This is a genomic window from uncultured Xanthomarina sp. (assembly GCF_963971605.1).
Classification (GTDB): domain Bacteria; phylum Bacteroidota; class Bacteroidia; order Flavobacteriales; family Flavobacteriaceae; genus Xanthomarina; species Xanthomarina gelatinilytica.
In genome coordinates this window covers 1-11,863 of sequence record NZ_CAXATZ010000031.1, presented here as the reverse complement: position 1 = coordinate 11,863, position 11,863 = coordinate 1, and the positions used below count along the sequence as shown (strand labels likewise).

The 11,863-nt window shown below is 36.9% G+C and carries 13 protein-coding genes; 1 reads left to right on the top strand and 12 read right to left on the bottom strand.

What is annotated here, in order from left to right; genetic code table 11:
* Positions 1 to 54: 54 nt before the first annotated feature.
* From AACY93_RS10790 to AACY93_RS10755, 8 genes are all read right to left on the bottom strand, one after another.
* Positions 55 to 393, bottom strand: a complete 339-nt coding sequence (locus tag AACY93_RS10790) for a DUF4870 domain-containing protein (RefSeq protein WP_007651299.1) — start codon at positions 391 to 393, stop codon at positions 55 to 57.
* A gap of 86 nt (positions 394 to 479) precedes the next feature.
* The gene (locus AACY93_RS10785) at positions 480 to 689 is read right to left on the bottom strand and encodes a DUF2892 domain-containing protein (protein WP_040492461.1); all 210 of its coding nucleotides are present in this window, start codon (positions 687 to 689) and stop codon (positions 480 to 482) included.
* Between the two features lie 40 nt (positions 690 to 729).
* Positions 730 to 1,035 carry a hypothetical protein gene (locus AACY93_RS10780; RefSeq protein ID WP_286852745.1) on the bottom strand — a complete coding sequence of 102 codons (306 nt, stop codon included), beginning with the start codon at positions 1,033 to 1,035 and terminating at the stop codon, positions 730 to 732.
* Positions 1,036 to 1,127: 92 nt separating this feature from the next.
* A complete protein-coding gene (locus AACY93_RS10775) occupies positions 1,128 to 4,322 on the bottom strand; it encodes an efflux RND transporter permease subunit (protein ID WP_287006186.1) in 3,195 nt (1,064 codons plus the stop codon).
* A gap of 141 nt (positions 4,323 to 4,463) precedes the next feature.
* On the bottom strand, positions 4,464 to 5,543 hold the full coding sequence (locus AACY93_RS10770) for an efflux RND transporter periplasmic adaptor subunit (protein ID WP_287006188.1): 1,080 nt from the start codon (positions 5,541 to 5,543) through the stop codon (positions 4,464 to 4,466).
* A gap of 8 nt (positions 5,544 to 5,551) precedes the next feature.
* Positions 5,552 to 6,859 (bottom strand): TolC family protein, encoded by a 1,308-nt coding sequence (locus tag AACY93_RS10765; RefSeq protein ID WP_007651310.1) that lies wholly within the window; start codon positions 6,857 to 6,859, stop codon positions 5,552 to 5,554.
* A 138-nt stretch (positions 6,860 to 6,997) separates the two neighbouring features.
* Positions 6,998 to 7,135: a hypothetical protein gene (locus AACY93_RS10760; RefSeq protein ID WP_007651313.1), complete on the bottom strand. Its 138-nt coding sequence runs from the start codon at positions 7,133 to 7,135 to the stop codon at positions 6,998 to 7,000.
* Between the two features lie 66 nt (positions 7,136 to 7,201).
* Positions 7,202 to 8,659 carry an FAD/NAD(P)-binding oxidoreductase gene (locus tag AACY93_RS10755; protein ID WP_286852750.1) on the bottom strand — a complete coding sequence of 486 codons (1,458 nt, stop codon included), beginning with the start codon at positions 8,657 to 8,659 and terminating at the stop codon, positions 7,202 to 7,204.
* 108 nt (positions 8,660 to 8,767) lie between these two features.
* On the opposite strand from AACY93_RS10755, the gene AACY93_RS10750 reads away from it, so the two are divergent.
* Positions 8,768 to 9,766 (top strand): metal-dependent hydrolase, encoded by a 999-nt coding sequence (locus tag AACY93_RS10750; RefSeq protein WP_286852751.1) that lies wholly within the window; start codon positions 8,768 to 8,770, stop codon positions 9,764 to 9,766.
* Between the two features lie 70 nt (positions 9,767 to 9,836).
* On the opposite strand, the gene AACY93_RS10745 is transcribed toward AACY93_RS10750, so the two are convergent.
* From AACY93_RS10745 to AACY93_RS10730, 4 genes are all read right to left on the bottom strand, one after another.
* Positions 9,837 to 9,986, bottom strand: coding sequence for a hypothetical protein (locus AACY93_RS10745; RefSeq protein ID WP_007651318.1), 150 nt, complete (start codon positions 9,984 to 9,986; stop codon positions 9,837 to 9,839).
* Positions 9,987 to 10,194: 208 nt separating this feature from the next.
* Complete coding sequence (gene trxA / locus AACY93_RS10740; RefSeq protein WP_286852752.1) at positions 10,195 to 10,491, bottom strand: thioredoxin; 297 nt, start codon at positions 10,489 to 10,491, stop codon at positions 10,195 to 10,197.
* A gap of 1 nt (position 10,492) precedes the next feature.
* Positions 10,493 to 11,488, bottom strand: coding sequence for a DUF3365 domain-containing protein (locus AACY93_RS10735; RefSeq protein WP_286852753.1), 996 nt, complete (start codon positions 11,486 to 11,488; stop codon positions 10,493 to 10,495).
* 3 nt (positions 11,489 to 11,491) lie between these two features.
* On the bottom strand, positions 11,492 to 11,758 hold the full coding sequence (locus AACY93_RS10730) for a heavy metal-associated domain-containing protein (RefSeq protein ID WP_286852754.1): 267 nt from the start codon (positions 11,756 to 11,758) through the stop codon (positions 11,492 to 11,494).
* Between the last annotated feature and the right edge of the window lie 105 nt (positions 11,759 to 11,863).

Below are 11,863 nucleotides of genomic sequence, written 5' to 3'. Positions count from 1 at the left end.
AACAAAAAACGCAACCTTGGTTATGGTTGCGTTTTTAACTTTATCTAAAACTAACTAACTAATAAAATTAAAAGATAAAGGGTATGTTGGTGATTCACCATTATTGGCTTTTATAGCATTAATAATAGGAAATATCAAAGAGATAAACCCAATAACGATCAGTCCTATGATCCCCAAGCCCAACAATAAGATGGCTGGAATACAAATAATGGCATAGATAATCAAGCTTAATTGAAAGTTAACAATACGCTTGCCTTGCTCGTCCATTTGCAAAACCTTGTCTTTTTGTGTTGCCCATAAAATAAGGGGCACGATAAGTCCTCCAAATCCTGTAACGAAAGTCAATAACTGACTCAGATGTGTTACGACCAATAATTGATTGTCTTTTCTCATGATGGTTTGCTTTTTTTAATTGATTGATGTATCAATATGACGACCAAATCATGAAAATGTTACACATTTCAATTAAGAAAACCGGATTATTTTACGGAACAGCCCACACCTTCTTTCTTTACACCCAGTTTTACGAGGATGGTTTCCAACAAACACCATTTGGTAAAGGCCGACTGGATTAAGTTTACGCCTATAAAAACGGTAAACCACATCCAGTTTGGATTCACATATACGGTTAAAACCACGCTTAACAGTACCATAGTACCCACTATCACTCTAAAATATGTATTTAACATGTTGTTTGATTTTTAAAATTATTATTAATTCTACAAGGTTTTAAATATATTTTTCAATAGGAACCACAACAGCTTTAATAGAATTGTTGGTTTCCAGGTTCTTATTAAATTCTTTTATCAAGCCGAACAAAGCATCAATGTTTTCTTCTTCGGTAAATGAAAAAAACAAGCTGGATTCGTTGCCTCCTTTAACACTTGGAAACCAACTGGTAGTCATTAAAAGAGAAGCCCCATTTTTATAGCCATCGATTTCAGAACTGCTGAAGTTGTGAATATTCGCTTTTTTGAAAAGTTTCAAAATATCTTTCTGAAATTCTTCGACTGCTGTTACGATTACTAATTTCATATTTCTTATTTTAATGCCGGTTTGAACGCCATAGAGAACCAATTTCTAGCACTAAACAACTTATAGGTCTCGACTACATTCGACCAGACAGATTATTTATAATTCTTCTTTTCTATCATATAATACACCAATGGTACAACCAATAATGTAAAGACCGTTGAAACGATGGTTCCTCCCATTAAGGAGATGGCCAAACCTTGGAAAATAGGATCAAACAAAATCACAAAAGCTCCAATAACAACTGTTCCTGCCGTTAACAAAATAGGTGTTGTTCGTACTGCTCCAGCTTCAATGGCTGCTTGTTTTAATGGCACTCCTTCAGCAGTTCGTAAATTGATGAAGTCTATCAGCAATACCGAATTCCTTACCATAATTCCTGCCAAGGCTATCATACCTATAAAAGAGGTTGCCGTAAAGAAGGCTCCCATGATCCAGTGTCCCAAAATAATCCCGATTAAGGATAGTGGTATGGCAACCATCATCACCACTGGTGCTTTAAAGTTTTGGAACCAACCTACAATTAAAATATATATCAAGATAATGGCTCCTAAAAAGGCAATGCCCAAATCCCTAAATACTTCTAAGGTAATTTGCCATTCGCCATCCCATTTTACGGTATAATCGTCTTCAAAGTCGGGTTGCCCTAAATACATTTCGTTAATTTCATAGCCTTGAGGCAAGGTGATGGCTTTTAACTTTTCTTCCATTCCTAAAATAGCATACGCAGGACTTTCCAAGTCACCAGCCATATCTGCCAACACATAAACCACTCGCTTCTGGTTTTTTCTATAGATACTTTTAGCACTAATGGTTTCATTTATAGTTATCAAATCTGCTATAGGAACCATGTTCCCTTGTTTGGACTTCACCTTTAATTGCGAAATATCTGTAAGTGTTGATTTTTCTTTTTCATCTAAAGCCAATACCAAACCAACCTGATTGGACGCATCTTCATCATACAAGGTGGTTACAGCCCTGTTGGACAAGGCCATATTCATGGTATAAGCAATTTGCTGTGGTGCGACACCATACAGCATGGCTTTTTCTTTATTGATTTCGAATTGATATTCGGTTTGGTCGTCTTCCACCATCCAATCAATATCCACAACATCTTCGGTGTTTTTAAGAATGCTTTGAATGCTGTCTGCAATGGCCATTTGGGTTTTGTAATCCGGTCCATAAACCTCAGCTACAATAGTTGACAATACTGGAGGTCCTGGTGGTACTTCCACCAATTTCACATTGGCATTGTATTTTGAAGCAATCCTTTGAATGTCTGGACGCAATAACTTGGCAATATCATGGCTTTGCGCAGTACGTTGGCCTTTGTCCACTAAATTCACTTGAATGTCTGCCATATTGCTTCCGCCACGTAAATCGTAATGACGTACCAAGCCATTAAAGGTAATTGGAGCCGATGTCCCAATATAATTCTGGTAATTCACCACTTCTGGACGTGTGGCTAGATATTGTGAGATTTCTTTAGCCACAACTCCAGTACGTTCCAAAGTGGTTCCTTCTGGCATATCAATAACCACTTGAAATTCGTTTTTATTATCAAAAGGCAACATTTTTACAGCTACCGATTTGGTGAAAAACAAGACCATTGTTGCCATTAAAAGTGCAAAGGTTCCTCCTAAAAACAACCAACGCTTGGTTTTGTTTTCCAGCAAAGGTCTTTCAAGCTTGTTGTAGATTTTATAAATAAAAGTGTCTTCAACTGGTTTTTCAGGCTTTTCTTTAGCACCTTTTTTATCTTTTTCCCTTAAGAAAATATAACCCAAATATGGTGTAATGGTCAAAGCTACAAACAGCGATAAAATCATCGCTATAGATGCGCCAATTGGCATTGGTGCCATATATGGCCCCATTAAACCAGATACAAAAGCCATAGGCAAAACCGAAGCAATTACAGTAAATGTGGCAAGGATGGTTGGGTTACCGACTTCATTGATGGCATATAAAGCCGCCTGTTTAAATGGCAAGCGTTTCATTTTAAAATGCCTATGCATGTTTTCGGCAATGATAATCGAGTCATCTACCACAATTCCTGTAACAAAAACCAAGGCAAAAAGCGTGATTCTGTTCAAAGTATAATCCAACATATAATAACTCAACAGAGTCAAGGCAAAGGTAATTGGGACTGATAAAAACACGACCAATCCACCTCTCCAACCCATGGCCAACATCACGACCAATGTTACGGCAATAATGGAACCTATAAGGTGCAACAGCAATTCAGATACTTTATGCGACGCTGTTTCGCCATAGTTTCTGGTTATTTCAACATGAACGTCGTCTGGAATTAAATTGTTGCGCAAATGTTCCACCTTATCAATAATCACATCTGCTATTTTCATGGCATCGGCTCCTTTTCTCTTGGCAACAGAAATAGTGACTGCTGGATAATCCGATGGAAAGGTTTGTCCTTTATCACTTGCTTGACCAAAGCCCAAAGACACATAGTTTTGTGGCACTTCTGGACCATCCAGAATGGTGGCTACCTGTTTTAAATAAATGGGTTGGTTTTGTTGTACACCTACCACTAAATTTTCCACATCTGTAACCGATTCCAAAAACTTACCAGTGGTTACAAGGAATTCCGTATCGTTTTTATCAAAACTTCCAGCGCTAAGTTGGGCATTGTTGGCCTTAATCATTTCAGAAACCGAAAGGAAATCCAAACCTGCAGATGCCAATTTGTCTTTATCTAAAACCACACATAACTGACGGTTTCTACCTCCAATTTTATGCGTCATGGACACATCAGTAACTTTTTTGATTTCACTTTCCAACTCCAAAGCCATCTGACCCAATTGGTAATCGTCATAATTTTCACTCCAAAGGGTTAAACCTAACATAGGCACATCGTCAATAGCACGTGTTTTTACCAATGGAAATGTGACGCCTTGAGGCATTTGGTCCATGTGCTTATTAATTTCGTTGTATAGTTTTACAAACGAACGCTCAATATCTTCCCCAACATAAAACTGTACAATCACCATCCCTTGCTCCTTCATGGAGGTAGAATACACATATTCAACACCTTTGATATTAGATATTAATTTCTCTAAAGGTTTGATAACACGGGATTCCACTTCGGTAGGACTGGCTCCTGGATAACCCACAAAAATGTCTGCCATAGGCACATCGATTTGTGGTTCTTCTTCACGTGGAATTAAAAACGAACTATAGACGCCAACAACCATAAATACAATCATTAAAAGCACGGTAAGCTTGGACTGTATAAAGATTTTTGCGATTTTTCCTGCGATTCCTTCTTTCATTTGAGTTTTTTATTTTTTGGCGTTTTAACAGGCTATCCACTATATCTTTTTACTTGTTCTCGATACAAATTTGCTTACACAGCAAATTCACTCGAACTAACGTAAAAAGGATGCCGTTTCTATCCTTAACGCGACTTTTAGTTATTGAATTGAAATTTTAGCCCCATTGTAAAGCTTTCCTTCTGCTGACACAATGTAAGTTTCACCGGCTGATAAACCTGATAACACCTCCACTTGATCGCCATAGGTTCTGCCCAAACGCAACCAACGCAAAATAGCAGTGTTGCTCTGACTTACGGTATATACTCCAGACAATTGACCATTTGTAACAAGGGCTTCGGTTGGAATAAGAACCATTTCTGTTTTTGCTTTCTTTTCAACTGGAAATTGAACGGAAACGAACATGCCTGACAAAATATTGGCATCTGTTTTATCCAAGGCTATTTTCACCAAATACTGTCCACCTGTATTTTTAGCTGACGTACTGACTTCGGTTACTTTTCCTTTTAAGGTACTGTTAATGGCTTTTACTGAAACATCTACAGACTCACCTGTTTTTATTTCAGAAATTTCGGTTTCTGGAACCATGGCAATCACTTCAAAATGTCCTGGAGCTTCTACAGATATTAAAGGTTGTCCTGGATTAGCCATATCGCCTTCTTTTACTGTTTTTGAAGTTACAACACCAGCAAAAGGCGCTGTAATATTCGAGTAAGCAAATTGTGCGCTGACTTCATTTTTCATTTGTTTGGCTGCTTCCAAACGTGCTTTTGCCATTTCGTAATGGGCAGTGATATCGTCCAATTCTTTTTGGGATGCACTCTTATCTGCAAATAAGCTTTGAAAACGCTTATAATCTTTTTGGGCATTGTTAAAAGCTGCAGTGGCTTCAGTGATGCTCGCTTCAACCTGCGCTTTTTTGGCTTGTAAATCGGTGTTATTAATCGCCACCAACAATTGTCCTTTAGTCACTTTATCCCCAACATTTACAGGTACCTTGGTCACATAACCCATCATTCTGGTGCTTAAATCGGCACTGTTTACGGATTGTATTTTTCCACTAACCGACAAAAATGGACTGTTATTGGCTTCAGACACTTGACTCACTTGTACGCTTATGGCTGGTGAATTATTGGTTACTGAATTTTTACCGTCGCTGCCACAGCTCGTAACAAATATAAACGTTGCAGTTAATGTTAATAAGTAGATATATTTCTTCATCTTAATAATTATTCTTTAGTTAAAAATTGTAAATAAGCTTGTGCGTAATTGTATTCAAATATGGTTTGATAATATTCCAATTGCTTTTGGGCGTATTGGGTTTCTGCCAATAGCAAATCGGTTGTTTTTTCCAAACCTTCTTCATATCTATTGGTTCTAATCCGTAGGGATTCTTCCGATTGCTCCAAAGCCAGCTTTGTTAAATTCAACCTATTTTCAGCATCAGTTAACATACGTTTTGCCTTGTTGAGTTCCAATTGGTTTTGAGACACATACTGCTCGTATTGCAATTTGGATTTTTCGAACTCGGCCTTACTTTTTTGGGACTTTCCAAAGCGTTTGGTACCATCTAAAATGGTCCAGCTTAATTGGGCTCCAAAAATGTAGCCATTGGCATCGCCTTGAAAAATTTGGTCGTCGTACAATTCATAACTTCCAAAAGCATTCAATCTTGGTAAAAACGACATGTTATCTGCTTTGTTCATGGTTTCGTAGGCATTTGTTGCCAGTTGCAAAGCTTTGATATCTGCTCGATTTTCTGAAATAACTTCAGAATTCATGACACCAAAATTGCCAATTTGCAAGCTATCAGAAGGTTTGTAAATAACGTTGTTTGTATCGCTCATTAAAAAGGACAAATAGTTGGACGCATTGGCTATATTGCTTTTGGCAGTTTGCAATTGGTTTTTCACCTCATTGACACGTACCTCTACAGAAAGCACATCGGCTCTTTGCAAATACCCTTGTTTAAAGCTGTTCTCTGCCAAGGTTTTATTTTCATTGGCTGTTTCCAAAGCTTTTTCCAAAACATCCACGCCTTTGTAAGCCAATTGCAATTGCATATATGCTTTTTCCACTTCAAAGGCATAATAATCTGAAGTTCTTTCAATTTGCAAGGCTTGGGCCTCCATTTTGGATTTGGCAGCTTTACGTTGATAAAAACCATCCATATTGATCAAAGGCTGTTGAATTTCAAATCGGGTTGCAAAATTCTCAACCTGACCAGGATTGTTCAATAAATCGGGATTAAAATCTGAAGGTGTCAATATTTCCTGATTCAATTTAGAACCAAAAGCCATTAACGGATTGGTTGTTGCCATTCCTGTATGGGAAGCTGTTATATTGGGCAAAAATATTGCATTGGTTTGCTTAAAATCTGCCTTGGCCTCTAAATACTCCTGTTCTGAAATTTTTATGGCCCTGTTTTCTTCTGAAACTCTAGCCAACACTTCGGTTTTGGTAATAGGTACCAATTGTTGCGCGTAAGCAACAGCCGAAATCAACATAAAGCTTAAAAGGTATATTTGTTTTTTCATGTATCTTAACGTTTATTACTGCAAATTTAGGTTTATAAAACGTCTTGGTCAGTAACATAGGTTACCAAGTAAAGAAAGGCACTCTTTTTACAAAGAATGCCTTATCAAACCAACCAAAAATCACTGACAAGAAGCTTGTCAGTTTACCTGTCTTGTGCCTCCATGACCTCCTGCAACAATAATCAAAACTTTAATACTTAAGTAAATGAACTTGAAAAACTGAAGTATGGGATTCATCATTTTAAATCGTTGATATTTTGAGATACGTTGTGTCATGTTGTGTCTGTTTAATTTGTTAAAATATATTTCGAGCCTTGAATGTCTTGAAAGTTGAATCTAGACTTACTCCGGAATCAACCACCAAAAAGGACGCATTTTTGCCTTATAAATAAAAGCATAGTGCAAAGCCAGTTTTAACCAGTGTCCTGCCAAGCCTATTTCGCCAAAGGTTTTTCCTAATTGCCTTCCTTGGGTTTTAGGGTATTTATGATAATCTGGAACTATAGGATAGGTTGTAATACTCACACCACTTCCACTTGTTAATCCGTAACCAGCTGAAGCAATGCAAGCTGCTCCCATATTTCCCATGGACCCTTTATGATGTAAGGATTCTTTGCCATTTTTAATGGTATCAATAATATTATCTGCTACCAATTTTGCTGTAATGCCAGAAGGCATACCTGTTCTTGGTGGTGCAGGAGTTATATCTGTACCATTTTTACTCTTTCTAGGTTTGGATATGCTGTGTGGAGGAGCAAAAGCAATACCTGGAGCAAATATGTTTTTATAGCTAGGATTTTGATAGGTTTCCGGCCAATCTTGAACGGACCATTCTTCGTATGGTTTTGGAGTATAATCTGCATCCACTATCATAAAGCCTTTAAAGAGCTTGTCTGTAATATCATTTTCATTTTTATCGAACGCCTTAAAACCGTGTCCTGAGAAGGATGGAATAAGCATCGCAAAGTCATAGGTTTCGGTTTTGTATTCACCTTCCAGGTTTTCGTAATGCGCAACACCATCTTCAATTTTATTTACACCTGCGCCAAGGATCCATTTAATGTCTCTGTCTTCAAAAATCATTTCAATCATTTCATGGGATTTCATGGTCATGTTACCATAGCTTAACAACATGCCATCCATCCCAAAATCGCCTAATTGGTATTCGTTGGATATCCAAGTAATTTCAGCCATATCCCGAACTTTATGTCTGCGTAATTCTTGTTCCACATTTAAGATATATTCAAAAGCTGCGCCTTGGCAAGTGGCTTTGGCATGTCCTGTCCCTATGAGAATCTTGGCTTTCTTGCCTTGCTTCATCTCTTGAATAAGCGCATGTAACCCTTCCCAAGCATGATCAGCGTGTGTATATGTACAAACAGAATAGGTTTTATTGGTTCCTGGGTTTAATCCTTCAGTAGCTTCAAAATTAAGTTTTGGTCCTGTTCCATTTATTAAATAATCGTAAGTAACCTTTTCTTGCTGTCCTTTTTTATCACCTACAACGTATTCTACCAACACATAGGGCTTGGCTTCAGTTTTATCTCCTTCTGGATGAAAAGTAACAGCCTTGGCTTGCTTATATCCTATGTGCTTCTTTTTATAGAGTGGCTCTAAGGGAAATAGGATTTGCTTGGATGACATTCTGCCTATGCCAACCCAAATATTGGAAGGAATCCATTGGTAATTACTGTTTGGTGAGACCACCAAAACCTCATGTTCCCTAGAAAGCTTTCTTCGTAAGTGTGATGCAGCAACATGTCCTGAAATTCCAGCACCTAAAACAACTATTTTAGCCATGACTTTAATTTTTATTAAAGATAGTTAGCTATTTAAAGTTGTACAGTTACTTTTGTTACACAAGAAGAAAATAAACAATCTTTAAAGCTTTTCTAAAAAAAGGATTACATGGATTCATTAACACAAATAGTTTTAGGTGCTGCTGTTGGAGAAGCAGTTTTGGGTAAAAAAGTAGGCAACAAAGCCATGCTTTATGGAGCCATTGCTGGTACCATTCCGGATTTGGACATCTTGGCTTCTTATGTTACGGATACCGTTACTGCTTTGGAAATTCATAGAGGTTTTACACACTCCATCTTTTTTTCTGTCTTCTTTGCTCCCATTTTTGGTTGGCTTGTTTCTAGATATGAAAGCTATAAGGATTTTAAAGCATGGTCTTGGCTGTTTTTTTGGGCGTTTCTAACACATCCTATTTTAGATGCCCACACCACTTGGGGAACACAATTGTTTTGGCCTTTGGAATATAGATTGGCGTTTAAATCCATTTTTGTAATAGATCCTCTTTATACCTTACCTTTTTTGCTGTTTTTAATATTGGCGATGTTTCAAAAACGCGATGCTCCCAAAAGACGATTGTATAATAAAGTAGGTATAATTATAAGCAGCAGTTACCTGCTATTAACCTTCGTTTTAAAAGGAATGGCATTTAATGAGTTTGAAATGGCTTTGAAAGACCAACACATAGAATATTCAGAAATTGAAACAAAACCTGCTCCATTCAATACAATCTTGTGGTCTGCCAATGTGGAAACCAAAAACAACTACTTAATTGGTTATTATTCCTTTTTTGACACCAGACCCATACACTTTGTTACCTATCCCAAAAACCATGACTTACTTGGAGAACTAATTCAAGATGAAAAGGTACAACGCATGATTGCTGTTTCTAAAGGATGGTTTACCATCACAAAAAAAGAAAACGGTTTATATTATAACGATTTGCGATTTGGACTATTGAGTTTAAAACCCAATTCACAAAATTTTGCTTTTCAGTATGAAATCAAAACCACCAATAGTGGTAAGGTGTCTTTTGTAGAGACCAAAAAAAACCGTGAAGATGCCAAACAGCTTTTAAGCGACTTATGGATGAGGTTAAAGGGGAATTGATTGCTTTCTATCTTTTATAATTCCAAACAAACCCCCAAAGTCTTCAAGTAGTGAATCGGGAGAAGATGTTTTATTGGTCTTCGTCTGTGTCTTCTTTCTTTTTTCCACTCATCATAAAGTTTACCAATATGCCAACTAAGGTAATACAAACTAAAGCGAAAATAGCGATCATAATGACACCATTGTTCCAATTATACAAGGCTAGGTTTTGAGAAATCATAAGTGAGGAGTTTAATTGTTAATATTAAAAGCAAATGTATTGCATGAAAATAATAATAAATATGACTTTGGTCAGCAAAACAAGATACTTTTTTAATTTTTAAAACAAAAAGGCATGTCTAAAAATAAACATGCCTTTTCCAACCAACCAAAAATCACTGACATAGAACTGTCAGTTTACCTTGAGAACCTTATAGGTCCCTTCACAATTATTTATTACTGTTTATGATGTTTATCAGTTCCTCTTTTTGTACCACTCCAGATTGTCTCCATAACTGTTTCCCTTGTTTGAACAATATAAGGGTGGGCACACCCCTAACCTGATATTTTGCTGCTAAAGATTGATTCTTATCCACATCTACTTTTAAAATGGACACAGAATCCCCCAAACTGTCTTTTACCTGTTTTAAAATGGGAGACATCATTTTGCAAGGGCCACACCATTCGGCAAAAAAATCTATAAGTACGGGTTTCTCTTGATGTATTAATTCTGAAAATTGACTCATCTTACTCTTTGTTAAATGTGATACTCCATATACCTCTTACTTCGTTTACTCCATAACCAATAGCCATATCTTTAGGATATAATGCTTTTATGGTTTTATACGCTTCTGTATCCAACTCCTTATTTGGGGTTCCATGACACTGCAAGCACATGGAGTTAGTCGTGATTGGGTAGTAAAAGTTTACAATATCTTCATGCATTTCCAAAATAGGTTGAGGCTCTTCTTTGGCAGCTACCACTTTTTTAAAGGTTTCAATATGTTGTAACTCTTTGTTATTGGCCTGATTCCCTGGGTTTCTTGGTTTGTCTGAAACACGTTTGATGTTGGCATGATACACTACAGACATGCTATCTGTTAATGGGTATGCTTTTACATGACAAAACTCAACAGCCGCCAAGGTGCCTTTTTTCTGAATGGTTCCCATAAGGTTTTTGCCCAATTCGGTTTTGGTTCCAAGTGCATATTTCAAGCCTTTCTCTTCAAAAGTCAATTCTTGGGCTTCAGCAGATGTTTGTTTTTGCTGCATACCTTTTCCTTTACCCATGCCTTTTCCTTTGCCCATGCCTCGTTCTTCGTTATAATGGGATTCAAACCATTCTGGTTGTTCAATTTCATAATCATACATATAATCGGCAATTTGATGAATGGTTTCTTCTGGATAGGGTGTTTTTGGCATGATACCAAATTTTTTAACGGCCCCAAGCATTTTTGCATCTGTTTCATTTGGATTTTTTATCCAATTTTGGATATCTGCTATAAATTGTTCCTTGCTGATACCTTCTGTTAGATAATGCTTTTTAATGGCAATCATGGGTGGACCAATTCTATCGTCCATGGATGCTGTAGGACTATGGCATACATAACAGTTGGTTTCCATGAGTTTTTTCCCGGGATGTTCCTGGTTGGCAGTGCTTTTTATGGCCAAATAGGGCTCCTTGTGGTTTTTACAACTCTGCAAAAACAGCATGACAGTTATTATTAAGGCAAAATATCTCATGTTTTAACTAAATTTTCCTGTGGCACAACTAATAAAGGATTTGGTTTTTGAAACCAGTGAGTTTTCATCTTCTATGGAAGGGTAACCAATTTTTTTCAGCGTTTCTTTTACCAGAAAAGCATCCTCTTCCTTAATGTAATTGAAAGAAATTTTACTTTCTTCTATGTTGATATGCACATCTGAAATATTCCTAAATTCAGATAGCTTTTGTGTTATGGTATTGGCACAACCACCACATTTTAGATTTTGAACAATCACTGATGTTTTCATTTTTATTTTCTATTTTATAATAAGGTAAAATGTGTTCGCCATAGGCTCGGTTCATTTTTATTTTCTATTTTATAATAAGGTAAAATGTGTTCGCCATAGGCTCGG